Genomic DNA, 22,916 nt, shown 5'->3' with positions numbered 1-22,916 from the left:
AGGTTACAAACCTCGCGCCGCGATTAAATAGCCCCTAGATTGAACAAATTTTAATCCTGAAAGGTCAACAGGCCCTAATAAATGCGGGCATAAACGCATTAGAGATCACTTCAAACACACCTGTCTTTGAGCAAGAAATAGCAAAAGCGCGTGCAGCGCATAAAAACGCACTTATTGGTGCAGGCACAATAATTAACACCACCCTTGCTCAGCAAGCAATTGATGCAGGCGCACAGTTTATTGTAACGCCAAATACCAACAAATCAGTTGTCGAACTTACCCACCAGCACGGGTTACCCGTACTAATGGGCGCGCTAACACCTACCGATGTAGCAAATGCAATTGAATATAACGCAGATATTATTAAGGTGTTTCCTGCGGGCAGTATGGGCGTTGGTTACTTCAAAGCGTTAACAGGCCCATTTTCAGAGGCGCAACTAATGCCTGTTGGAGGTATTACTTTGGATAACTTATCACAATGGTTTGAAGCAGGCGCTTGTGGTGCTGCAGTCAGTGGCGATTTTTGTAAGATATTAAATACCGAACAAGAACGTAGTGACCTTAGCAAGCTTGTAAAAAACTATATAAGTAAACTGCCTAAATAGGCAGTTATACTTTAACTATAAAATTAATCATCTTTTTTAATTGAGCTTTTTCAATACGCGGTCTTTTCTTGGTAGGTAATAGTTATCGTAATCAAGAGACACTATAACGCGTTCTGCTTTTCCTAATAACTCATTACGCGGAATTAAACCTATGACACGCGAGTCAGCGCTATTGTCGCGGTTATCACCCATTGCTAAATAATAATCATCAGGAATTGTAATTGCATCAAACCCCGATAAACGTGAAGGAATATTTGCCACTCTTATCGAATGCTCTAATCCGTTTAAATCTTCGATTTTATCAAGCGAGTCTATATTGCTTTGCTTATCTGCATAATTAAGTTTTTTACCATTAATAATGAGCTCATTATTTTCAAGCGCAACGGTGTCTCCTGGCACACCAATTACACGTTTAATTAAACGATTATCGGCAGCTTGTGAGTCAAAAACAATAATATCACCGGTTTGTGGGTCCGCTAGTTTTAGTAATTTTATGTGCGTAAATGGGACGCGAATATCGTAGGCCATTTTATCGGTAAGTATTCTGTCACCTTCTTGAATTGTTGGCTTCATTGAGCCTGTTGGCACTTCGTACCAATCAGCAACAGCGCTTCTAAATACGCTCATCAGTGCAATAAATACGATAAGAGAGCGGTTATTTTTCCAAAACTTATAAACTAATTTCATGCCTATTCCCTTCAATTGAACAAGTCTTTAATTGAGTAACTGTTTATATGACTTTGCTAATTAGCTGCAGTTCAATCAATGATGTAACAAAACATGTTTACTCAAAATATAAATGATCGATTAAATTTAGAGCGTCGTAACATTTAACGAAACCAACGGGTATTAACTTAAAGGAAAATAAAATGTTTAAGAAAATTACTACTGCATTATTGTTTACAACTGCAAGCCTTGGATTTACTACAGCGGCTTATGCTGATCATCACGGTATGAAAAAAGACGTTGTTGAAGTAGCCGTTGAAAATGGTTCGTTTACTACCCTTGTTGCTGCTGTAAAAGCCGCAGGCTTAGTTGAAACGCTACAAGGTAAGGGACCATTTACTATTTTTGCACCAACAGATGCTGCATTTTCTAAATTACCTGAAGGCACTGTAGAAATGCTTCTCAAGCCTGAAAACAAAGACAAGCTAACGGCGGNCAGCCGATGTAATGAAGGTAGATAGCGCTAAAACACTACAAGGCCAATCAGTGATGGTTAAAGCCGACAGTATGGGCGTAATGATAAATGACGCTAAAGTTGTAAAAGCTGATGTAAAAGCAAGCAACGGCGTAATTCATGTTATCGACACAGTACTACTTCCAAAAGAGTAGTCATAAAAGAATAAGCCAAATAAAAAAGCATAAGTAAGTACTTATGCTTTTTTATTTATTTTTTTCATCACATAACAAATTATTGATTTAGTTTTTCTTTCGCTTCTTTTACTTTTTCAAAATCTAAACCAAGTTCGTCAGTCGCTTCTTTAATAAGGTGCGGTTGAGTCATTACTACTGCCATTAGTTGCTGTAGTTTTTCTGGCGGAATACCAAGCTCTTGAACAAGCGCCATTGCCATCATTGGGTTTTGAGTAAACGCTTCAAACAATGCTTTTACTTTTTCGTCGCTTACATTGTGCTCTTTAAGTATTGCTAGTATTGGATTCATTATTAAACCTTAAGTGTTTTTTATAGGGCTTAGTATATGGGCTAAACCCTAAAATTAAAGAGTTACTCTACAAGTAAAACAACTTTACCAGCATTTTCATTACGCTCTAAAATAGCATGAGCTTCGTTTGCGTCGCTCCAATTCAATGTTTTATACAGGTTAAAGTCGTACTTTTTAGTGGCAATATCATTGTAAAAACGCGCTACAAAGTCGTCGCGCACCTGGCGTTTAAAATCAATGCTGCGGTTTCTAAGTGTTGATGCATGAAACGAAATACGTTTGCGTAAAAGCGCCGCAAAATCAACTTCTGCAAAACGTCCATCTAAAAATGCAAGCATCACAATTTGGCAATCCATCGCTGCAATAGCGGCATTTTTATTTAAATAACTCCCCGACACCGGATCTACAATTGCATTTGCTGTTAAGTCATTTGCTTTCATATATTCTACAAAGTCGGTGGTTTTGTAGTTAATTGCATGATCGGCACCGAGCTCTTTTGCATGTTGGCATTTGTCATCCGTACCTGCGGTAATAACAACGGTAGCACCTGCGCTTTTGGCCATTTGAATTGCTGCACCGCCCACGCCACTAGCACCTGCATGAATAAGCGCTGTTTGCCCTTTTTGTAATTTACCAAGCTCAAATAACGCGCCAAATGCTGTTAAATACACTTCGCTTATTGCAGCGCCTTCAGCCATTGTTACATCATCGGGTAATTCCATAAGCTGCTTTGCATCAACGGCTACATATTCACTGTAAGCGCCGCCTGAGCACAACGTAAAAATACGTTTGTTTAGCCAAGTGTTATCTACATCTTTACCGAGCTCGGTGACTGTACCCGCACATTCTAAACCTAAAATAGGGCTATCTCCCGCAGGGGCCGGGTACTTACCTTGGCGCTGCATGCTGTCTGCACGGTTTACACCTATTGCTGCAACTTTAACAAGTACTTCATGGCTCTTTAAAACCGGTTTTTCGGTTTCACTAAATGCAAGATTACCATCTTCATGAGAAATATATTTCATTGTTGCTCCAAGTTTAAAAACTGTAATAACATATAAATGGGGATGAATACAGATTCAAACAACCTCAAAAGCGCCAACTTTGTTTGTAAGGATAAACATCGGGTAGATAACCATTATGTACTTGTTGCTGACAACTCTGCCAAAACGTCGCTAAAAACAAGTTACTGTGCTCATTATTAAAATAGTTAAACGCAATATCGTTGGCGCTAAAAAACACCTTAAATTGGCTCGGAAATATATCGTTTTCAGCTATATCAAAATACGAGTTACTACTTAGCTCTTCGAGTGCATTTTGGGTTTGTGGAACGTCTCTAAAGTTGCAATCGGTTAGTGGGCAAATTTCGTCAAAGTCGTAAAACACCACTCGCCCCCATCGCGTTACCCCAAAGTTTTTCATTAGCATGTCGCCCGGAAATATATTAGCGCCCGCTAACTCTTTAATTGCTTTACCGTAGTCATGCATTACTCGTTCTAGGGTTTTGTTATCGCATTGGTTAATATATAAATTAAGCGGGGTCATTTTACGCTCAACATAAACGTGCTTTAAAATGAGTGCCTTACCCGATATAACCATACTGCTACCAATTTGGCTTTTCATCTGCTCAAGCAATTCATCACTAAAACGGCTTAAATCAAATGCTAAATATCTAAACTCGTGCGTATCTACCAAACGACCAACCCTATCGGCTTGTTTTACAAAGTTATACTTGTCTATCACTTGTGCTTTGGTGGCTGTTTTTGGCGCACTAAATTTGTCTTTAATTACTTTATAAACGTAATCTAGCCCTTCAATAGTAAATACCAGCATTACCATACCTGGCGTACCTGGCGCTTTAACATACTTGAAGTTGGCTGGGCTATTTTTAGTCGTATCGACCTTATACCGATAAAACTCAGTTTTGGCGTGCTTTATAAAACCAATGGCGTTAAATAACTCAAAGCGTTGTTTGTGTGGCATTAATACACTTAGGTAATCTACATAACGTGCGGGCTTATCGGTATCAACCATAAAATAGGTGCGTGCAAAACCAAATAATAAACTTAATTGATCGGCACCCATCATTACAGCATCAAGCTTTAGTCCCTCATCAGTATTTAAAATAGCGATAGCAAAAGGCATATTGTCGCCATTTTTAGCAATGCAGCGCCCAATTAAATAACAGGCTTTGTTTCTAAAAAATAATGAGTTGGCGTATTCAATATACCCGTCGTTTAAATTTATAAGTTCGTACACCTGTTTGCATTGCTGCTTAGCGCCTTGCATTAACGTACTTTGTAATGTGGCTACATCAAGTTCTAAATGACTAAACGGCACTCTAAATACTTGATTAGTGATAAGCGTTTTAACGGCGTTATTAAACCCATTATGTAGCGATACCCTGCTCACTAAGCTTTCATAAGAGCGCGGCTCACTACGATACTTTGCTTTTAATACAAACAAATGCACAGTACGAATTTTTTTATCGTCCCAAATTGCGCCAAACGTTGAATTAAAAAAAGTATGCGCAATAGGTTTGTTTTCGTGATTTTGTACCATATCGCCGTAAATATTTTTAGCTAACTGCCACGTTTGCGGGCAAGTAAGCTCAGCATAAGCAATAACTCTCACGGCTTCACTCACGTTTTTCACTTCGCGCTCATACACTTGTAAACGTTCACGCATAGCACTTTGCACACTATGGTACTGTCGTTGTTCAAAACGGCTTTGTGCACCCAGTGTAATATTTAAAAATTGCGAAAACATCGCCTCAAATCCAGCAAAAACAGATCGTGCAAGCTTACTGGCTACAACATGTTGTAGCGCATTATTCGATTGATTTGTTAACCTATTTTGCATAAATACAGCACTTATATTGATGCCAGTTATGGCGGTTATTTTTTATTAATGGTTTACACCTTAGCAAGCAGGCTTTAATTTAGGTAATTAATAAAGCATATAAATAAAATTGATCCTATGAATATACGTAATGTCGATCTCAACCTTCTCGTTTATTTAAATGTGTTAATAGATGAGAAAAGTGTTTCAAAGGCTGCCAATAAACTCGCGCTTACGCAACCGGCTATGAGTAATGCATTAAAACGTTTACGCGATTTATTTGACGACCCGCTACTTGTGCGTGCCGCAGGCTCTATGACACCAACAGCAAAGGCACTTGCATTAAAGCCTGAAGTGGAGGCGCTCTTAAAAATGGCCGAAGCAATTACGCAGCCTAGTGATCAATTTAACCCTGCAACCGCAGAAGTTACGTTTAGAATAATGGCAAACGACTACATAGAGTCGACCTTAATAGCCCCTTTTATAACCGCGCAGCTTAGTAAAAGTCCTGGTATTAATTTTGACGTATTAAGCCCAAGCGACGTTAACCTGCAAGACATGGAAAAAGGCACTATTGATTTAGCAATAAACCGCTTTAATGGCCTACCACGCTCGTTTCATCAAGCCAGTGTTTGGCGCGATAATTACTGCTGTTTAACCCATCCTAAAAATACATTTTTACACCAATCAGGGTTAGAAGACTACTTACAAAAAGAACACATTTGGGTAAACCGTGCCGGCTGGGGGCCAGAGGCCGCTGTTACTAATAAATCGGGAAAGCAAAAATTAGGCTGGGTAGACGAAGCGCTTTGGCAGCTAGAACAAACTCGTAAAATTCGTGTGTTCACTCGCCACTATATGGTTGCAAGCCTGCTTTGCCAATCAGAACAACTTATTGCCACACTACCACGCAGGCAGGCTAAGTTATTAGCTTCTCATACTGATTTAGTAATCAGCTCTGTGCCATTTCAAATAGTGCCTATTGAGGTAAAAATGATATGGAGTCCACTGCTACACCATGCGCCAGCACATCAATGGTTAAGGCGTGAGTTGTTAGCATTTGCTAAAACGATTGCAGATAGGTAATTTATTATTTTCATCACACCAAGCATCGGAGATTTCACTGTCGCGCATGGTGTTCAGCTTTACTTTTTTGTAAAAAATATAATGATAAACAAACTTAATAATAAGAATAACGATACTGCAAATAAAATTTTTGCTGTATTTCAAAAATCCTATGCTATTGAGGCTAAACTGATCGGCGCGCTTAACTTTCCTCCTTTAGCGCGTAATATCAAAGGTATAGAAAAGTCAGAAACAACCTTTTATAGCTACAGCGAAAATGAATGCTTAGCAGCAGTTATTGAAGTAGATATAAACAACGAGTGTCTAGATATTTGTAGTTTAACCGTTGATCCTAGCTATTTTAAAAAGGGTATCGCAAGTAAGCTAATAAATTATGTTTTAGCAATGGATGATTTATCTCATGCAATAGTGGAGACTGCGGTTGCTAATACTCCTGCAATAAACTTATATAAAAAGCATGGTTTCGTGGAATTTAAAAAATGGACTCCTTCACATGGTATTGAAAAGCTGGCTATGTCGGTCGTAATTTAAATCAGTATTTCAAAATAGGTAATTTATAAATGGATAGTGCATCAATAATTGCGTGGAGTGTTTTGTTTGGTGGCATAGGTATTGGCTACCTTACTTACGGGCGAAGAAAAAAAGCCGTAGTACCACTTTGTATTGGTTTATCGTTATTAGTGTTTCCGTACTTTATGACCAGTGTAAGTATGTTGCTTATTGTAGGCGCTATTTTAGTTGCCATTCCCTACTTTGTTAAAATTTAACATTACTACTGTTATTGCTAAGGCTAAATAAAATATACGCGAAAAATAAAAAAGCATCATGGTATTCAACTTTGGGAAAATACCATGGCGCTTTTGGGGTAGTAGAAATAGGAATGTACCTATACTGTATGACTAGCAAGCTTAGTACCAACTTCATGAAACAATTAAAGTTCAATAAAAACAATTAATTAATATATCTTCTCGATACATCTATTATTTCCCTTGTTCCAGTTTTGTGCACGCTGCCACGAATTTGCACCAAATTAATTGGCATTATTTAAGGTTGTTTCAGCATTCTATTAACCATTAAATCTTATTATTGATAAAATCAATATCAGTTATTGAAAACAACAATTTTATTAATAATGCACTTAGCGCTAGAGTGAAGTTAAGCCAACAAACTAAGAGTAATTATTATGACAACAACTTCTTTCACACGCCAAGATGGATTATTCATCGATGCTGACTTGCATCAGTTCATTGAAGAGCAGTTATGCACTAAAGCTAACACCACAGAAACTTACCAAGCATTAGCTACTTTAGTTGATGAGTTTGGTTGTAAATGCCGTAAAACAAAACATCAACCAGATGATGTATTAGAAGTTGATACATTATTAAATGCATACCAACTTAAAAATCATCCACTTTGCCATGTTGATGCACAGACTACGGAAGCCGTTTTAGACGAATATTGCTGCCAGGTTCCTGCAATTATTGTTGTTGCATTAATGGATACGCTTAGTGGTACTCAGTGCGATGAACCTGAGGCACATGAGATTTATCATCGTGCAGCGCAGTTAACCAACCGCCCTTGTATGCACAGAGTAAAAACTGCTTCAGCAGCTTAATAATGGAAGTGCTTAAAAGTGCTCGATAACCTTTTGTGCGAAGTCTGTGCAGCTTAAGGTTGTCGAGTTATGAATACGTGAGTTATCGGTGTGCTCTTGCGCTAAATCAAAGGTTACTTCACCGCTTTTAAATGTTTGCTCTAACGCATTTTCTATGAGTAATGCGGCTTCGTTCCACCCCATAAATTTAAGCATTAATACCGCACTTAAAATACTACTGCTGGGGTTTGCTTTATTTTGCCCTGCTATACGCTCAAACGTGCCATGCGTAGGCTCAAAAAATGCGACATCGTTATTTAAATTTGCAGCAGGCATTATGCCAACACCGCCAACTTGTGCACTGAGCATATCTGCTAAAAAATCGCCATTTTGGTTAGTAGTGACCACTGCATCAAATTGCTCTGGATGCATTAAACATTGTTGCAGCATGTTGTCAGCTATGACTTCTTTAATAATTAAGGGCGCTTGGTGTGCTCGCTCTATTTGCAACCAACGCCCATTTTCATGTGCAGTGGCATTAAACTCGTTTTGTGCAAGTGCAAACCCCCAACGCTTAAATGCCCCATCGGTAAATTTAAGTACATTACCTTTGTGTACTAGCGTTAATGATTCACTATCGTTTTTAAGTGCATAGTTAATTGCAAAGCGCATTAATCGCTCAGAGCCTTCTTTAGATATATTTTTAATACCAATTCCGCACTCTTGTGAAAACCTTAGGCGGGTTACGCCCATTTCCTCACATAAAAAATCGAGCATTTTTTCGCTTTCTACACTGCCTGCTTGCCACTCAATACCTGAGTACACGTCTTCGCTACTATCACGAAGCACTGTTATGTTTGTTAAAAAAGGGTTTTTTAAAGGAGAAGGGAGTGCACTAAAACCTTTTATAGTGCGCATATTTACAAACAAATCCATTTCTTGCCTGAGTGCGACATTAAGAGATCGAAAACCACCACCTAGTGGTGTGGTTAACGGCCCTTTTATGGCAATTTTACAGGCACGTACCGCGTTAATTGTTTCTTGTGGAAACCAATCACCGTCATACAGTTTTGCGGCCTGCTCGCCATTATAAACCTGCATCCAATGAATTTTCCGTGCGCTTTTATAACAATGCTCAATTGCACTATCAACAACATGGCGCATTACCGGCATAACATCTAGACCCACGCCATCGCCATCAATAAAAGCAATGATAGGTTCTAACGGTATTTGCCAGTGTCCTTGTGCATCAATAGTGATATTTTGGCCGTACTCAGGAACTTGAATATGCTGATACGTCATGGCTAAACCTAACTTAAAATAACGATTAATTGATTAAACCATGCTTAGCTAGGAGTGTCTGTATTTGTACTTTTATAGTTACTATCATTTTAAAAAATAAAGAATTAGGCGTGATTATTTATCCATTTAGTTGGTCTTGTATATTAGAATTTTCGTACCAATTATTAAATTACAGTGGAGCATTTTAATGAAATTCTTTTTTGTACTGCTACTATCAATCAGCTCTTTTAACGTATTAGCCGTTGAAGTAGTCATACATAACCTTAGCCCGCTCTCAAGTAATGCTCAAAATACGGTGTCTACATGGGTTAATTAAAGTGTTGAAAAAACACAAAATACACTGGGACCTTTAAAACAAACCACATTGCCTATTTATTTAAAACCGCAATACTTTGCTTTTGAGCCTGTACCTTGGGCTACAGTTAAGCGTAATAACCCCGATGGGCTTGAACTACATATAGATCGCTATGCCAGTTTAAATGCATTCACTAAAGATTGGACGCTATACCATGAACTTTCGCATTTATATTTGCCGCTACTTCCCTACTCCGATTTTTGGCTAAGCGAGGGTTTTGCCAGTTATATGCAAAACGTAATAATGCGTGACAGCGGTATAATTACCCAGCCGCAATTTGTACAACGTTTAAATGCTGGATTTGATCGTGCCCGCCTGCAAACTAAAACTAAAACACAGCCACTTAATGAGCTCTCTGCCGATATGTGGAAACAACGAGCCCAGCAACGTGTTTATTGGACGGGTGCGGCTTTTTTTGCACAGGCCGATTTAGAGCTACAAAAACAAGGTTTATCTGTCGCGGGTATAATAAAACAGTATCAAGTATGCTGTAGACCCGCTCGATCTAGTGCGAAAACCTTTATAAAAGAGTTAGATAAGCTATCCGGTAGTAGCGTTTTTACAACGCTGTATGCAAAATATAATACCCGCACCGATTTTCCTTATATTAGTAAAGAGCAGCTAAACACGCTTTAACGGCTGCTCTGTTTTATATATCTGTTTTATATAGTTACTATATTCAACAAGCCCGTGCGCATTAAAATTGGTTGAGTACTCGTTCATAAAACCATGCAAAAAATTGGTTTTATAGCACTTAACATTCGCTTTGGTGCTTAAAGCTTTAATAACTTCATCAACATTAAAGTGACTCTCACTTGCTGGAAATATGAACTCACAGGGTACTTTTGCGCTTAAATTTAAATTATGTCTAATTTGCGACGGATAAAAGCCAATTAACTTTTTAAGGTGTGTATTGCCTGTTAATAACTGTGCCCGCCATGCTGCACTTGCCCCTGCACTAAAAGCAATACACGTGGTGGGCAATTTTAAACTCTCAAAGCATTTTTGAAGTTTGTCGGTGTATTTATCATGGCCACACTGCTGTATAAAATTGTTGTAACTATCTTGTTCACTTTCAATAGCTTGATACTTGTTATTGTAAGGGTCAACAATCACTAAATTTGAACTAATTGCGTGTGATAACCTCCTTAAAGCAGGGGTTAAACCATAAATATCACTCACTATTAGGTAATTCATACTTATCCTTTGGTAACTAAAAATGGGCTTTGTAAGCAGTTGATAAGATTTATTATAAATATTTTTACAAAAATAGCTTGCACACAATTTATATATAAGTTACCTTCCCTCTCTGGTTTAAAGAAACCGCCGCGGTTAACCATTTACCCTGATCCAGTAAGCCCCGCAAAACGTATATTTGAAAGCTAAGTTATTGTACGGCGAGAACCCCTTGAATAATACCGAGATGATTTTTTACTATCATCGCAAAAGTGTCATAAAGATCGTCAACACTGTAATGAAGCTAAACACAACATCGTTAATTTATTAACTGCAATTTGCTATAAAAATATAGCGCAGAATAAATAACAAGAATAAAGTGAGTTTTATTATGTCTTATAAATATAATGGGTCTATGATCCAAATCGCACATCCAGTGCAATCAATTTCAGTAAACAAACATCGTGTAATCTTTAGTGATACACAAGGTTTAAAAAATGCATTGTTTCAAAAAGCGAGTGATGCACGCCAGTTTGTTAAGTGGCTAAAAGCTAACTAAGCAACACATAACTTTAATTGCCCTTTTATTATTGCAATTATTGATAAGATATTATGCCAGCCTCGTTGCTGGCATTTTACTTTTTAGCTCTTTATTGGTTACAATAGTTTTACAATAATAATTACTGGCAGCTGTTGTAATGCTCCGTATATTTTTAACTTTCTTACTTTTTTCCTGTCTGAGCTCAATAGGCAATGCTAGAACCATAAACTGGCTAGCGCACGACTTTGCACCCTATTATATTTTAAATGGTCAATATCAACACCAAGGCCGTGACGAAAGCATAATTTCATTACTTGAAAAACAACTTCCTAATATTACCTTTAACCGCATGCTTATCCCCTCCGGTAAAGTAATCCAAGAGCTATCTAATACCTCAAACAATGTTTGTGCGTTATCGCTTTATAAAAATGATTACAGAAAAGAGCATATTTATTTTACAGAGGAGAGCTCAACAACGGGCCTCTCGCCTTCAATAGCAATGCACAAAAGACTCGCCAAAGCGCTAAATATAGCGGAATCAAAAGAAGTATCACTATTAGATTTAATACAAGATAAAAAACTAACTCTTGGAGTCTCTATGAGCCGCTCTTATGGCCAAGAGATAGATACATTGATAAACAGTACGCCTAATATAGATTTAGTAATTAGACCCACTCGCGATAGCCTAGCGAGCCTCACATATATGCTTAACCTAAAACGAATTGATATTTTGCTGGGTTACCCAAGCGAGCATTACTATTTAGCTAAATCAATGCACTTTGAAGAAAACTTAACGCAGCGTCCATTAACCGAATCACCCGCGCTAAGTTATGGTTTTATTGGCTGTACTAAAAACGAGCAAGGCGCAAAAGACATCGCTATTCTTAATGAACAGCTTAAAGTTATTAAAAAAACGCAGGCTTATAATGATTTACTCATGCGCTGGTTGCCTGAGGATTTAAGGCCTCTATTAAAATCGCGTATTAATAGCACAAAATAAACAAATTCAAAGTCGCTTAATTTGAGTTTCTGTTAAGCAAAAAAAACGCCACAGTAAGTGGCGTTTTTATATTCAATAACTGTATTACTTACGAACGCCTTCTATTGATAAAATAATATCAACATGAGTAGATGCAGGTCCTAAGTTGTAGTCAATACCGTAGTCGGTAAGTTTAAGGCTGGTTTCGCCCTCAAAACCTACGCGGTAGCCGCCCCACGGATCTTCACCTTCGCCCACTTTATCTATTTCAAAAGTAATAGTGTTAGTTACGCCGTGCAGCGTAAACTCACCGGTCACATCAGCCTCTTCGCCGTCTTCATCAAATTTAATACTCGTGCTTTTAAATGTCGCTTTTGGGTATTTATCTACATTTAAAAAATCTTTACCATGTAAATGCTTATCGCGCTCTGCATGGTTAGAGTCAAGACTTGTAGTATCAATGTTTACCATAATTTTTGACGCATCAGGGTTTTTAGCATCGTAACTAAATGTGCCGTCAAAAGTATTAAAACGACCATATAACCAGCTGTAACCTAAGTGTTTAATTTTAAAGTTAACAGATGCATGCCCGCCTTTTGTATCAATTACATAATCAGCTGCATTGGCGGCNGTTGCCGATAACATCATTGCAGCCGAAACGGCTGTGCTTACTAATAATTTTTTCATTTTAATCATCCTTTAATGGTTTGATCATTCTAATTAAGGTTTTATCTTTATCGATAAAGTGATGTTTTAACGCCCCTAGTGCATGCAATACTGCAAACCCGATTAATGTGCACGCGCCGTAATAATGTACTTTTCCTGCAATATCGGCTTGGTCATCAAAGGCAAAATCAAGCGCTGATACATTAAATAAAGTAAATACTTCTATTGGACGCCCGTCTGCGGTTGATATTAAATACCCTGCAACAACAATAACAGCCAAAATAATATACATAGCAATATGCGCCGTATGCGCTAATTGGTTCATGCCTTTACTTTCACCTAATGGTTTAGGTTGTGTAGATAAAGCACGCCATAAAATTCTAAATAAAAATACGGCCACAAGCGTAATACCAATGCTCTTATGTAAATCGAGCGAGCCTTTATACCAGCTATCGTAATAAGTAAGCTCAACCATATATAAACCCAAACCAAACAGGCCAAAAATAGTCAACGCCATGAGCCAATGTAAAATAATGGCGACAAGTCCGTAAGATGAAGGTGTATTTTTAAACATGTGTAACGTCCTATAATGCTATGACGTTACAATATAGTGCACAGCCGTAAATGAAAATAACATTTACAAACACTTTACGTGCGTATACGCACAGAACTTTGATATTCAAAGTCAGTTTTAAAAGAAGAGGATTAAACAGATAAGTTTATAGGGTGGATTGCTCGCTTAAGCTGACATAAATTAAGCTCTCTGGGCTTACTTGCAAACAGGTAACAAGCCCTTCTTTAATGAGCTCTAGCATAGCAATAAAACTAACGACTACACCACTTCGCCCTTCATTTGGCGTAAAAAGCGTATTAAAAACCACCGCCGAATTTGCTTGCGATAATTGCTGTAATATTTGACTCATTCTCTCTCGCGTTGAGAGCACTTCAGCAGTAATTTGGTGATGCTCAAACGTTTTTGCGCGCGCCATTACATCACTCAACGCCAGCATTAAGTCTTTAAGTTCAAGTTCGGGGAGGTTTTGACTTGTGTCTTCACGTATTGGCATAGCGGCATGCGCTATAAAAATATCACGACCAACACGAGGAATGTCATCGAGATTTTCAGCGGCTTTTTTAAATAGCTCATATTCTTGTAAACGCTTAATAAGCTCAGCGCGAGGATCTTCTTCCTCTTCTAGCTCTTCGTGTACAGGTAATAATAAGCGCGACTTAATTTGTGCAAGTAACGCAGCCATTACTAAATATTCACCAGCAAGTTCGAGTTGAAACTCGGTCATCATTTCAACGTAACTTACGTACTGCTCTGTAATACTAAAAATAGAAAGTTCGAGCACATCAAGCTTATGCTTTTTAATTAAGTACAGCAGTAAATCGAGCGGACCTTCAAAAGTTTCTAATATTATTTCGAGCGCATCGGGCGGAATGTATAAATCTTCGGGTTTGTCTACAACCGCTTTACCATGCAAAAAAGCCAGTGGCAGCTTTTGCTGCACTGGCTTTTCGATATATTTAATATCAGCGGTACTTTCGCTCACGCTTTATTACTCAAACGGGCTTGTATCACCACAGCCAACACGCAATATTTTAACGTCATCTTCCGACAGATCGATTACTGTTGTTGCTTGCTCTGGCAAATAACCACCGTGAATAATTAAATCAACATGCTTATCTAATCGCTCTAAAATTTCATCAGGATCTGACTCTGTAAACTGCTCACCTGGTAAAATTAAAGAACACGACATTAACGGCTCGCCAAGTTCGGCAAGTAACGCACAGGCTATTGGATGCTCAATTACACGCATGCCAATGGTTTTTTTCTTGTCGTTTAATAAACGCTTAGGAACTTCTTTTGTTCCTTTAAAAATAAAGGTATAAGGCCCTGGCGTATTATTTTTAATAAGTCTAAATAATTGGTTATCTACACGTGCGTAAGTAGATAACTCCGATAAATCACGGCAAACTAGCGTAAAGTTATCGTTTTTTTCAATACCACGAATACGCTCTATGCGCTCTTTGGCTTGCTTGTTACCAATATTACAACCGATGGCGTAGCCCGAATCAGTTGGATAAACAACAACGCCGCCTTGTTTAATAATATCAACGGCTTGACTAATCAATCTCGGTTGCGGGTTATCAGGATGAATATGAAATAATTGACTCATGTTAATGCCCCTTCTTCTCCTTCCCAAGCTTGCCAAACACCTTGGCAGTCTTTAGGTAGGTATAAATTTTTGCCAAGCTCTAAATAGCTTGTCGGAAAATGAAAATCAGACCCTTGTGAGCAAAGTAATTCGTACTCACGACTGAGTTCACCTAAAAATTGACGTTCGCTTGGCGCCTGTTGAGGTTGTGCAACTTCCATTGCGTCCCCTCCTACACTTTTAAATTCTACTAATAACTTACGTAGCCACTTATTTGACATTTGATAGCTACTTGGGTGCGCAAGTACCGCAACACCACCAGCGGCATGAATAGCCTCAATGGCAGTTTGCATAGTGCACCAGCAGCTTGGTACGTAGCCTGTTTTGCCACGCCCTAAGTACTTTTTAAAAACACCCGGAAAATTTTTGGCAACGCCGCGCTCTATTAATGCGCGTGCAAAATGGGCACGTGTAATTTGCGCGTCTTTTGCCAGCTCTTTAGCTTGCTCGTATATGCCATCAAAGCCATTTTTTGCAAGGCGAACACCAATCTCTAGCGCTCTATCTTCTCGCTTTTGCTGCTGAGCTGATAATAAAGAGGTAAGGTCAATATTATTAATATCAATATTTAAACCCACAATATGAATTTCAAAACTTTCCCATTTGGTAGATACTTCTGTGCCCGTAATTAATGAAAGCGGTAATTTTTCGGCTTCAATAAATTGCTGCGCAGGCTTAATAGCCGCCACAGTGTCATGATCGGTAATAGCAAACACATCAATATTTTTATCAACAGCGCGATGCAATAATTCTTCAACCGTTAAACGCCCGTCTGAATGTGTGGTATGGCTATGTAAATCATATTTTATCAAAAGAAAACTGCTTAAAATTAAGGGTTAATGGTGTTTATGTAAGTATAACAACTTTTTTGACTAAATTGTTTTAAATAAACACTTGACACAAAAGCATAAGATACGTTTTACTGTAGCCACTTTAAGACACATTAAGAATTAACAATAATGATCAATTCAAACTTAAACACTATTTGGTGGTGGCACTCGTAATTATCGGGTGATGAATTGTCGTGTCTAACAAAAATTCAAAACCCGCAACTATGCGGGTTTTTTTATAACTAAATTTTACGAAACGTATACGTTAAAAATATTTAATAAATTTTGAGGCAGAAAAACATGAATAACGGTCTTACTCTTACACATCGTTGGTGGTGGCGCCTGATATAGCGGGACGGTAATGATCTGTTTGTAATTTAGATATCGTTATTCAAACCCCGCATTGCTAAAGCATTGCGGGGTTTAATTTTTTGAGGGAATGAGGTTTGATTTTTAGTCATATAACTACCACACCAGGCGAAGTAACAAGCATTACGCAAGTACGCGACTATATTAGTAGTCCTCTTGCATTATACGCGGCACTTGATAAGCCTAACTCACTACTGCTTGAATCGGCTGAGATTGATTCTAAAGACAGTGTAAAAAGTTTAATTTTAGTCGACTGTGCCCTGCGCATTGTATGCCAAGGTAAAACAGTAACCGTTACTGCAAAGTCAAATAACGGGCAGCAACTGCTTAGCTACTTACATGCTAATGTTAAAAGCTGTACAGCCACGCTAAACGATACAACACTAACGCTTAAGTACTTGAGTGCAAACAATGATATTGACGAAGCAAGTAAGTTGGTTGCAGACAATGCATTTAGCGCTCTTCGTACGTGTATTAACAGTATTAAAAGCACAACTAACAATCCATTTTCGTTATTTTTAGGCGGTGTATTTGCCTACGATATGGTAGCAAACTTTGAGCAGTTAAGTGATGTGCCTGATGGCGAAAACACATGCCCTGATTACGTATTTTATTTAGCCGAAACGCTCGTTGTTATTGATCATCAAAAACAAACAACCGAACTCATTGGTAATGTGTTTAATGGTCCAGACGTACATGCTAACTGCTTTGAAGTAGGTAAAGAGCTAGAACGATTAAATACACTTTGTGATAACGCAGCTGAATTTAGTGCAGATATGCAAAGCGGCGAGTGCGATGTGAGCGTTGATATAGACGATGCGACTTACTGCGAGCAAGTAGTAAAACTCAAAAAGAATATTGTTGATGGTGATATTTTTCAGGTAGTGCCGTCGCGAACATTTTCACTACCTTGTCCTGATCCCCTGCACGCTTATAGCCAACTTAAAAAGCAAAACCCTAGCCCGTATATGTTTTATATGCGCGATGAAGACTTTGCATTATTTGGCGCGTCTCCTGAGTCGGCCCTTAAGTACGACGTAAGTAATAAGCAAGTAGAAGTATACCCAATTGCGGGGACTCGCCCGCGTGGTAAATTTGCTAATGGGCAAATTAACCCAGACCTAGACAGCCGCATTGAGCTTGAACTAAGAAACGATCAAAAAGAGCGCGCCGAGCATTTAATGCTGGTTGATTTAGCCCGTAACGACGTTGCACGCATTAGCGTTGCAGGTACTCGCTTTGCTAAAGAGCTATTAAAAGTAGACCGCTATTCACAAGTAATGCATTTGGTGTCACGCGTTGTTGGTACACTCAAACCCGAGCTTGATGCACTGCACGCTTACCAAGCATGTATGAACATGGGCACGCTTGTTGGTGCACCAAAGGTTCGTGCTGCTGAGCTTGTTCGTCAAACAGAAGGTAAACGTCGTGGTAGCTATGGCGGCGCAGTAGGTTACTTAACTGGTGATGGCGCAATGGATAGCTGTATTGTTATTCGCTCAGCTTTTGTTAAAAATAACAAAGCGTATGTGCAAGCCGGTGCCGGTGTGGTGTTTGACTCAGATCCTATTTCAGAAGCAAACGAAACTCGCGCTAAAGCACAAGCGGTTATCACCGCCATAAAATCTACGTATAAGGCGGTATAAAATGAGCAAAGTAAATCCTATCAAAATCTATTTTTTAGATAACTTTGACTCATTTACATACAACCTTGTTGATGAGCTGACGATGCTTGGCTGCGAACTGGTTGTTTACAGAAACAACATTAGCGCTGAGGTTATTTTTAACAAAATGCGCCAAGAGCAAGGCCTAGTGCTATTAGTACTTTCGCCAGGTCCTGGCACACCAAGCGATGCAGGCTGTTTAATGGAGCTTATTGAGCTCTCTAAAGGTCACTTCCCAATGCTAGGCATTTGTTTAGGCCAACAAGCATTAACACAAAGTTACGGTGGAGTAATCGGTCACGCGGGTGAAACCGTACATGGTAAGTCTTCAATTATTAATTTAGGCGATCATCCTGTATTTGATGGCATGGGCAATACAATGCCAGTTGCGCGTTATCATTCATTAATGGCAACAAAAGTGCCTGATAATATTAAGGTAATTGCCCAGTACGAAGATATCCCAATGGCTATATACCATCATGATGACAACGCATTGGGTTACCAGTTTCATCCAGAATCAATACTAACGCCAAACGGCGCAATGCTACTTCAGCAAAGTGTCGCTTACTTAACACGCGCTAAATAAAAGAGGACATTATGAGTACACAACCAGAACAACCCATAAATGTTCAACACGCTATTGAGCAACTAATTACGGGGCAATCATTAAGCTACGCAGACGCCAAAGCGTTTTTTGATGAAATAATGCAAGGTAATATGAGTGAAATTGAGCTAACCGCCCTACTTATAAGCCTTAAAATTAAAGGCGAAGTAAGCGACGAGATTGCAGGCGCTGCGGCCTCAATGCGCGAAAACGCCGTTGCTTTTACTACCAGCAGTACGCAACTTGCCGATAGCTGTGGCACTGGTGGCGATGGTTCTAACACAATTAATATAAGTACAACGGCTGCNNCTGCCGGTATTAACATGGTAAAACACGGTAATCGCAGTGTATCGAGTAATTCAGGCTCAGCCGATTTACTCAAAGCACTGGGCATTAATATAGATATGAGCCCAGAGCAAGCGGCAAAATGTCTTGAGCAAACCAATTTTACCTTTTTGTTTGCACCGCACTACCACAGTGGCGTACGCCATGCGATGGCCGTGCGTACAGCGCTTAAAACACGCACTATTTTTAATATTTTAGGCCCACTTGCTAACCCAGCGGCACCTGATGTGCAATTGTTAGGTGTATATAACGAAGCGTTGTGTATGCCAATGGCACAAACACTTAAAACCCTTGGCACAAAGCGCGCGATGATAGTTCACGGCTCGGGCACTGACGAAATAGCTCTACACGGCCCAACAACGGTAGTTGAGCTAAATAATGGCGAGATTACACAGTACACACTAAACCCAAGCGACTTTGACCTTGCAAACTATTCACTTGAACAACTCGCTGGTGAAGGCCCACAATACAACGCAAATGCTAGCCTCGCCATCTTGCAAGGCAAAGGCACAGATGCACATAATGCTGCTATTGTGGTTAACGTAGCTGCCCTTTTATACCTAACAGGTAAAGCAGCAACGTTAAAAGAAGGGGCAAAACAAGTACAAACATTATTAAGTTCAGGGCAAGCCATGAACACACTAAGTGCAATTATTGAGGTAAGTAATGGCTAATGTATTAGACAAAATTGTTGCTGATAAAAAATTAGAACTAATTGAAAGAAAAGCCACGCGTCCGCTTGAAAGCTTTAAGCATCTTGCAGTGCCTACAAGTCGTAGCTTTTATAAAGCACTTGCAGCACCTGGCACACAGTTTATTTTAGAGTGTAAAAAAGCATCGCCTTCAAAAGGGTTAATTAGAGACCCGTTTGATTTGACTGAAATTACCTCAGTTTATAAAAAATACGCTACCTGCATGAGTGTGTTAACTGATGCTAAATATTTTCAAGGCAGTTTTGATTACCTCGAATTTGTGCGCAGCCAAGTAGAACAACCGCTTATCTGTAAAGACTTTTTTATAGATGAGTACCAAGTGTACATGGCACGTATTTATGGCGGTGACGCTATATTACTGATGCTTTCGGTACTCGATGACGAAAGCTACAAAACACTGCATGCAGTTGCTGATTCACTTAATATGTCGGTATTAACCGAAGTAAGTAATGAAGAAGAAGTACACCGCGCACTTGCGCTTGATGCACAAATCATTGGCATTAATAACCGCGACTTACGCGATTTAAGTACCGATTTAGCCACTACCGAAAAACTACGAAAGCTTATTCCAGCTGATAAAGTGGTTATTTCGGAATCTGGCATTTACACCCATCAAGACGTAAAACGTTTAGCTCCATTATGCGATGGCTTTTTAATTGGCAGCTCACTTATGGGCGAGCGTGATTTAGAGCAAGCATGTCGCCGAGTGATTTTAGGTGACAATAAAGTATGTGGTTTAACGCGAACTCAAGATGCACAAGCGGCATATAAAAACGGTGCTGTTTATGGTGGTTTAATTTTTCATCCTAAATCGCCACGCTATGTCGATTTAGATTGCGCAATAGAGCTTAGTAAAAGTGCACCACTTAATTTTGTGGGTGTATTTGTCGATGCCCCAATTGAGCAAGTAGTTCAATACGCAAGTGTGTTAAAATTAGCGGCAGTACAATTACATGGCCAAGAAAGTGACGATTACATTGCTGTGTTGCGTACACAGTTACCAAACGGCTGCGAGATTTGGAAAGCACAAGCAATAAAAGATGCATTGCCCACACCTGTAAGTGGAGTTGATCGTCATCTTTACGATACGCACAGCGATACTCAAGCCGGCGGTACAGGTAAAGCATTCGATTGGTCAGTGCTAAGCGATGCAACTACACCGTTTATGCTCGCTGGAGGCTTAAATCCAGACAATATTAAAGATGCGCTTTTAAAAGGTGCCTTAGGCCTTGATTTAAACTCAGGCGTTGAAGAATCTGCGGGTAAAAAGTGCCCTAACAAATTACATAATGCTTTTACGAGCATCAGAAATTATTGAGGTTAAAATGCAAAATCCAGCTTATTTTGGCGAGTTTGGCGGTATGTTTGTACCCGAGTTACTTGTCCCTGCGCTTAAGCAGTTAGAAAACGAATTTAACAAAGCACAAAAAGATCCTGAGTTTCAGGCAGAGCTAAGTAAATTATTAAACGAGTATGCGGGTCGTCCTACCCCACTTACTTTAACGCGCAATTTAGTTAAAAACCCAAAAGTAAAACTGTATCTAAAGCGTGAAGACTTACTACACGGTGGCGCGCATAAAACGAATCAAGTACTTGGCCAAGCGTTACTCACTAAGCGCATGGGTAAAAAACAAGTTATTGCTGAAACCGGTGCCGGTCAACACGGTGTTGCAACCGCGCTTGCATGTGCATTACTGGGTTTAAAGTGTCGTATTTATATGGGCGCAAAAGACGTTGAACGTCAGCAACCTAACGTATTTAGAATGAAGTTGATGGGCGCAGAGGTTATTCCGGTAACAGCAGGGTCTGGCACATTAAAAGATGCCGTAAACGAAGCGCTACGTGACTGGTCAGCAAACTATCAAGACGCGCATTACTTGCTAGGTACTGCTGCGGGTCCTCACCCATTCCCGACAATTGTACGTGAGTATCAAAAAATTATTGGTGAAGAAGCCAAGCAACAAGTCCTTAAAGCCGAAGGTCGTTTACCTGACGCGGTTATTGCCTGTGTGGGCGGTGGTTCAAACGCAATTGGTATGTTTACCGACTTTATTGACGAGCCAGGCGTTAAATTAATTGGTGTTGAGCCTGCTGGTAAAGGTCTTGATACAAATGAACACGGCGCAACAATTTGTAAAGGCACCAAAGGTATTTTACACGGTACTTACACGTACATTATGCAAAATGATGACGGTCAAATTGAAGAATCTTACTCGGTATCTGCTGGTCTTGATTACCCAGCTGTTGGTCCTCAACATGCATTTTTACACGAAACTGGTCGTGCGCAATACGTTGGCATTACAGATACTGAAGCGCTAGATGCGTTTCAATCACTTGCTAAAAATGAAGGGATCATTCCGGCACTTGAATCAAGCCATGCGTTAGCTTATGCACTTAAGTATGCAGAAGAGCAAACCGAACAAAGCGTTATAGTTATTAATTTAAGTGGTCGTGGCGATAAAGATTTAGCACACGTTCACAATGTACTATCTGAAAGAGGTCAGCTATGAGCCAAGTAAAAACGGATCGTTACGGCAAAATGTTTGCAGCGCTTAACGAGCAAAAACAAGGTGCATTTGTACCATTTGTAACAATTGGCGATCCAGGCAAAGCGCAAAGCATTGCGATTATTAAAAGCCTAATTGACGGCGGCGCTGATGCGCTTGAGCTTGGTATTCCGTTTTCTGACCCAATTGCAGATGGACCAGTAATACAAAAAGCGAATATTCGCGCTCTCGATGTGCACATTAATACACAAGATTGCTTTGATATTATTAAAGAAATACGTGAGTATAATGCCGATATCCCAATTGGTTTATTACTATATTCAAACCTTGTGTTTAAGCGCGGTGTAGAAGCATTTTACAAAGATGCAAAAGCGGTAGGCGTAGACTCAATTTTAGTGGCAGATGTACCGCTACATGAATCTAAAGTGTTCAGAAAGTCAGCAATGGATAACGGTGTAGACCCAATTTTTATTGCAACACCAAATGCCGATGACGACACACTTCGCCAGTGCGCCTCTTACGGTCGTGGTTACACGTATTTATTATCGCGCGCAGGTGTTACCGGTACCGATACTAAAGCACAAATGCCAGCGGGCAACATTGTTACTAAATTAAAAGAATACCACGCAGCCCCTGCTCTTTTAGGGTTTGGCATTTCAACGCCAGATGATGTAAAAGCGGCTCTTAATGCAGGAGCAGCCGGTGCTATTTCAGGCTCAGCCGTGGTTAAAATTATCGAAGCTAACCTTGATGATTTACCGACAATGACCGCTCAGCTAAAAGCTTTTGTAGCCGATATGAAAGCAGCTACATCGCTATAAGGTAACTCGGGCGTGTTTTATACGCATTAA

General features: G+C 39.5%; 26 protein-coding genes and 1 pseudogene. 16 read left to right on the top strand and 11 right to left on the bottom strand.

What is annotated here, in order from left to right; genetic code table 11:
* Positions 1-38 precede the first annotated feature (38 nt).
* Positions 39-605: a bifunctional 4-hydroxy-2-oxoglutarate aldolase/2-dehydro-3-deoxy-phosphogluconate aldolase gene (locus L656_RS0111785; RefSeq protein ID WP_050581865.1), complete on the top strand. Its 567-nt coding sequence runs from the start codon at positions 39-41 to the stop codon at positions 603-605.
* 36 nt (positions 606-641) lie between these two features.
* On the opposite strand, the gene lepB is transcribed toward L656_RS0111785, so the two are convergent.
* Positions 642-1,292 (bottom strand): signal peptidase I, encoded by a 651-nt coding sequence (gene lepB, locus L656_RS0111780; RefSeq protein ID WP_024599364.1) that lies wholly within the window; start codon positions 1,290-1,292, stop codon positions 642-644.
* A gap of 182 nt (positions 1,293-1,474) precedes the next feature.
* Here lepB and L656_RS01000000122225 point away from each other — a divergent pair.
* Positions 1,475-1,940, top strand: a pseudogene (locus tag L656_RS01000000122225) (fasciclin domain-containing protein).
* A gap of 79 nt (positions 1,941-2,019) precedes the next feature.
* Here the strand turns inward: L656_RS01000000122225 and L656_RS0111770 are convergent.
* The 3 genes from L656_RS0111770 to aceK all read right to left on the bottom strand — a co-directional run bounded on the left by L656_RS0111770 (position 2,020) and on the right by aceK (position 5,133).
* Entirely contained in the window at positions 2,020-2,271 is a 252-nt protein-coding gene (locus L656_RS0111770) for a DUF2999 family protein (RefSeq protein WP_007582532.1), read from the bottom strand.
* 62 nt (positions 2,272-2,333) lie between these two features.
* The gene (locus L656_RS0111765) at positions 2,334-3,296 is read right to left on the bottom strand and encodes a zinc-binding dehydrogenase (RefSeq protein WP_024599363.1); all 963 of its coding nucleotides are present in this window, start codon (positions 3,294-3,296) and stop codon (positions 2,334-2,336) included.
* 64 nt (positions 3,297-3,360) lie between these two features.
* Positions 3,361-5,133, bottom strand: a complete 1,773-nt coding sequence (gene aceK / locus L656_RS0111760; protein WP_024599362.1) for a bifunctional isocitrate dehydrogenase kinase/phosphatase — start codon at positions 5,131-5,133, stop codon at positions 3,361-3,363.
* 117 nt (positions 5,134-5,250) lie between these two features.
* Between aceK and L656_RS0111755 the strand changes: the two genes are divergently transcribed.
* The 4 genes from L656_RS0111755 (at position 5,251) to L656_RS0111740 (ending at position 7,813) form a co-directional block, all read left to right on the top strand.
* Positions 5,251-6,198, top strand: coding sequence for a LysR family transcriptional regulator (locus L656_RS0111755; protein WP_024599361.1), 948 nt, complete (start codon positions 5,251-5,253; stop codon positions 6,196-6,198).
* An 81-nt stretch (positions 6,199-6,279) separates the two neighbouring features.
* Complete coding sequence (locus L656_RS0111750) at positions 6,280-6,729, top strand: GNAT family N-acetyltransferase (RefSeq protein WP_024599360.1); 450 nt, start codon at positions 6,280-6,282, stop codon at positions 6,727-6,729.
* Positions 6,730-6,758: 29 nt separating this feature from the next.
* The gene (locus L656_RS0111745) at positions 6,759-6,965 is read left to right on the top strand and encodes a hypothetical protein (RefSeq protein WP_007582523.1); all 207 of its coding nucleotides are present in this window, start codon (positions 6,759-6,761) and stop codon (positions 6,963-6,965) included.
* Between the two features lie 416 nt (positions 6,966-7,381).
* The gene (locus L656_RS0111740) at positions 7,382-7,813 is read left to right on the top strand and encodes a hypothetical protein (RefSeq protein WP_024599359.1); all 432 of its coding nucleotides are present in this window, start codon (positions 7,382-7,384) and stop codon (positions 7,811-7,813) included.
* Positions 7,814-7,825: 12 nt separating this feature from the next.
* Here L656_RS0111740 and icd read toward each other — a convergent pair whose 3' ends face one another.
* The gene (icd, locus tag L656_RS0111735) at positions 7,826-9,094 is read right to left on the bottom strand and encodes an NADP-dependent isocitrate dehydrogenase (RefSeq protein ID WP_024599358.1); all 1,269 of its coding nucleotides are present in this window, start codon (positions 9,092-9,094) and stop codon (positions 7,826-7,828) included.
* A gap of 187 nt (positions 9,095-9,281) precedes the next feature.
* Here icd and L656_RS1000000123620 point away from each other — a divergent pair, with 187 nt between their 5' ends.
* Both L656_RS1000000123620 and L656_RS01000000122220 read left to right on the top strand, forming a co-directional pair.
* Positions 9,282-9,410 (top strand): hypothetical protein, encoded by a 129-nt coding sequence (locus L656_RS1000000123620; protein ID WP_275041074.1) that lies wholly within the window; start codon positions 9,282-9,284, stop codon positions 9,408-9,410.
* Between the two features lie 24 nt (positions 9,411-9,434).
* Positions 9,435-10,085: a M61 family metallopeptidase gene (locus L656_RS01000000122220; protein ID WP_342626606.1), complete on the top strand. Its 651-nt coding sequence runs from the start codon at positions 9,435-9,437 to the stop codon at positions 10,083-10,085.
* Here L656_RS01000000122220 and L656_RS0111725 read toward each other — a convergent pair.
* On the bottom strand, positions 10,071-10,646 hold the full coding sequence (locus L656_RS0111725) for a hypothetical protein (protein ID WP_024599357.1): 576 nt from the start codon (positions 10,644-10,646) through the stop codon (positions 10,071-10,073). The two genes, L656_RS01000000122220 and L656_RS0111725, sit on opposite strands and share 15 nt — an antisense overlap.
* A 394-nt stretch (positions 10,647-11,040) precedes the next feature.
* Here L656_RS0111725 and L656_RS1000000123275 point away from each other — a divergent pair, with 394 nt between their 5' ends.
* On the top strand, positions 11,041-11,184 hold the full coding sequence (locus L656_RS1000000123275; protein ID WP_167381322.1) for a hypothetical protein: 144 nt from the start codon (positions 11,041-11,043) through the stop codon (positions 11,182-11,184).
* A gap of 139 nt (positions 11,185-11,323) precedes the next feature.
* Complete coding sequence (locus L656_RS0111715; RefSeq protein WP_024599356.1) at positions 11,324-12,166, top strand: transporter substrate-binding domain-containing protein; 843 nt, start codon at positions 11,324-11,326, stop codon at positions 12,164-12,166.
* 84 nt (positions 12,167-12,250) lie between these two features.
* On the opposite strand, the gene L656_RS0111710 is transcribed toward L656_RS0111715, so the two are convergent.
* The 5 genes from L656_RS0111710 to rnm form a co-directional block, all read right to left on the bottom strand.
* Positions 12,251-12,832, bottom strand: a complete 582-nt coding sequence (locus L656_RS0111710) for a YceI family protein (RefSeq protein ID WP_024599355.1) — start codon at positions 12,830-12,832, stop codon at positions 12,251-12,253.
* Position 12,833: 1 nt separating this feature from the next.
* Positions 12,834-13,385 carry a cytochrome b gene (locus tag L656_RS0111705; protein ID WP_002961572.1) on the bottom strand — a complete coding sequence of 184 codons (552 nt, stop codon included), beginning with the start codon at positions 13,383-13,385 and terminating at the stop codon, positions 12,834-12,836.
* Between the two features lie 145 nt (positions 13,386-13,530).
* Complete coding sequence (locus L656_RS0111700) at positions 13,531-14,367, bottom strand: segregation and condensation protein A (RefSeq protein WP_024599354.1); 837 nt, start codon at positions 14,365-14,367, stop codon at positions 13,531-13,533.
* 6 nt (positions 14,368-14,373) lie between these two features.
* Positions 14,374-14,994, bottom strand: a complete 621-nt coding sequence (locus L656_RS0111695; RefSeq protein WP_024599353.1) for an L-threonylcarbamoyladenylate synthase — start codon at positions 14,992-14,994, stop codon at positions 14,374-14,376.
* Positions 14,991-15,845, bottom strand: coding sequence for an RNase RNM (gene rnm / locus L656_RS0111690; RefSeq protein WP_024599352.1), 855 nt, complete (start codon positions 15,843-15,845; stop codon positions 14,991-14,993). The genes L656_RS0111695 and rnm overlap by 4 nt, the downstream gene beginning before the upstream one ends.
* A 464-nt stretch (positions 15,846-16,309) precedes the next feature.
* Here rnm and L656_RS0111685 point away from each other — a divergent pair, with 464 nt between their 5' ends.
* The 6 genes from L656_RS0111685 to trpA all read left to right on the top strand — a co-directional run bounded on the left by L656_RS0111685 (position 16,310) and on the right by trpA (position 22,886).
* The gene (locus tag L656_RS0111685; protein WP_024599351.1) at positions 16,310-17,878 is read left to right on the top strand and encodes an anthranilate synthase component 1; all 1,569 of its coding nucleotides are present in this window, start codon (positions 16,310-16,312) and stop codon (positions 17,876-17,878) included.
* A 1-nt stretch (position 17,879) separates the two neighbouring features.
* Positions 17,880-18,482, top strand: a complete 603-nt coding sequence (locus L656_RS0111680) for an aminodeoxychorismate/anthranilate synthase component II (RefSeq protein ID WP_024599350.1) — start codon at positions 17,880-17,882, stop codon at positions 18,480-18,482.
* 11 nt (positions 18,483-18,493) lie between these two features.
* Positions 18,494-19,519 carry an anthranilate phosphoribosyltransferase gene (gene trpD, locus L656_RS0111675; RefSeq protein WP_024599349.1) on the top strand — a complete coding sequence of 342 codons (1,026 nt, stop codon included), beginning with the start codon at positions 18,494-18,496 and terminating at the stop codon, positions 19,517-19,519.
* Positions 19,512-20,876, top strand: coding sequence for a bifunctional indole-3-glycerol-phosphate synthase TrpC/phosphoribosylanthranilate isomerase TrpF (gene trpCF, locus L656_RS0111670; RefSeq protein WP_024599348.1), 1,365 nt, complete (start codon positions 19,512-19,514; stop codon positions 20,874-20,876). Before trpD ends, trpCF begins: the two co-directional genes overlap by 8 nt.
* A gap of 7 nt (positions 20,877-20,883) precedes the next feature.
* Positions 20,884-22,068, top strand: coding sequence for a tryptophan synthase subunit beta (gene trpB / locus L656_RS0111665; RefSeq protein ID WP_024599347.1), 1,185 nt, complete (start codon positions 20,884-20,886; stop codon positions 22,066-22,068).
* Positions 22,065-22,886 (top strand): tryptophan synthase subunit alpha, encoded by an 822-nt coding sequence (gene trpA, locus L656_RS0111660; protein ID WP_024599346.1) that lies wholly within the window; start codon positions 22,065-22,067, stop codon positions 22,884-22,886. The genes trpB and trpA overlap by 4 nt, the downstream gene beginning before the upstream one ends.
* The last annotated feature ends 30 nt before the right edge of the window (positions 22,887-22,916 follow it).

This window comes from Pseudoalteromonas sp. TAE56, from assembly GCF_000497955.1.
GTDB lineage: Bacteria > Pseudomonadota > Gammaproteobacteria > Enterobacterales > Alteromonadaceae > Pseudoalteromonas.
Note: the sequence above shows the minus strand (reverse complement) of the source record. Positions and strands in the feature narration are given on the sequence as shown.

What these genes read in the sequence shown, in the direction of transcription:
- lepB (WP_024599364.1), bottom strand. Translation starts at nt 1,292, where the DNA reads ATGAAATTAGTTTATAAGTTTTGGAAAAATAACCGCTCTCTTATCGTA.
- L656_RS0111770 (WP_007582532.1), bottom strand. Translation starts at nt 2,271, where the DNA reads ATGAATCCAATACTAGCAATACTTAAAGAGCACAATGTAAGCGACGAA.
- L656_RS0111765 (WP_024599363.1), bottom strand. Translation starts at nt 3,296, where the DNA reads ATGAAATATATTTCTCATGAAGATGGTAATCTTGCATTTAGTGAAACC.
- aceK (WP_024599362.1), bottom strand. Translation starts at nt 5,133, where the DNA reads ATGCAAAATAGGTTAACAAATCAATCGAATAATGCGCTACAACATGTT.
- L656_RS0111755 (WP_024599361.1), top strand. Translation starts at nt 5,251, where the DNA reads ATGAATATACGTAATGTCGATCTCAACCTTCTCGTTTATTTAAATGTG.
- L656_RS0111750 (WP_024599360.1), top strand. Translation starts at nt 6,280, where the DNA reads ATGATAAACAAACTTAATAATAAGAATAACGATACTGCAAATAAAATT.
- L656_RS0111745 (WP_007582523.1), top strand. Translation starts at nt 6,759, where the DNA reads ATGGATAGTGCATCAATAATTGCGTGGAGTGTTTTGTTTGGTGGCATA.
- L656_RS0111740 (WP_024599359.1), top strand. Translation starts at nt 7,382, where the DNA reads ATGACAACAACTTCTTTCACACGCCAAGATGGATTATTCATCGATGCT.
- icd (WP_024599358.1), bottom strand. Translation starts at nt 9,094, where the DNA reads ATGACGTATCAGCATATTCAAGTTCCTGAGTACGGCCAAAATATCACT.
- L656_RS1000000123620 (WP_275041074.1), top strand. Translation starts at nt 9,282, where the DNA reads ATGAAATTCTTTTTTGTACTGCTACTATCAATCAGCTCTTTTAACGTA.
- L656_RS0111725 (WP_024599357.1), bottom strand. Translation starts at nt 10,646, where the DNA reads ATGAATTACCTAATAGTGAGTGATATTTATGGTTTAACCCCTGCTTTA.
- L656_RS1000000123275 (WP_167381322.1), top strand. Translation starts at nt 11,041, where the DNA reads ATGATCCAAATCGCACATCCAGTGCAATCAATTTCAGTAAACAAACAT.
- L656_RS0111715 (WP_024599356.1), top strand. Translation starts at nt 11,324, where the DNA reads ATGCTCCGTATATTTTTAACTTTCTTACTTTTTTCCTGTCTGAGCTCA.
- L656_RS0111705 (WP_002961572.1), bottom strand. Translation starts at nt 13,385, where the DNA reads ATGTTTAAAAATACACCTTCATCTTACGGACTTGTCGCCATTATTTTA.
- L656_RS0111695 (WP_024599353.1), bottom strand. Translation starts at nt 14,994, where the DNA reads ATGAGTCAATTATTTCATATTCATCCTGATAACCCGCAACCGAGATTG.
- L656_RS0111680 (WP_024599350.1), top strand. Translation starts at nt 17,880, where the DNA reads ATGAGCAAAGTAAATCCTATCAAAATCTATTTTTTAGATAACTTTGAC.
- trpCF (WP_024599348.1), top strand. Translation starts at nt 19,512, where the DNA reads ATGGCTAATGTATTAGACAAAATTGTTGCTGATAAAAAATTAGAACTA.
- trpB (WP_024599347.1), top strand. Translation starts at nt 20,884, where the DNA reads ATGCAAAATCCAGCTTATTTTGGCGAGTTTGGCGGTATGTTTGTACCC.
- trpA (WP_024599346.1), top strand. Translation starts at nt 22,065, where the DNA reads ATGAGCCAAGTAAAAACGGATCGTTACGGCAAAATGTTTGCAGCGCTT.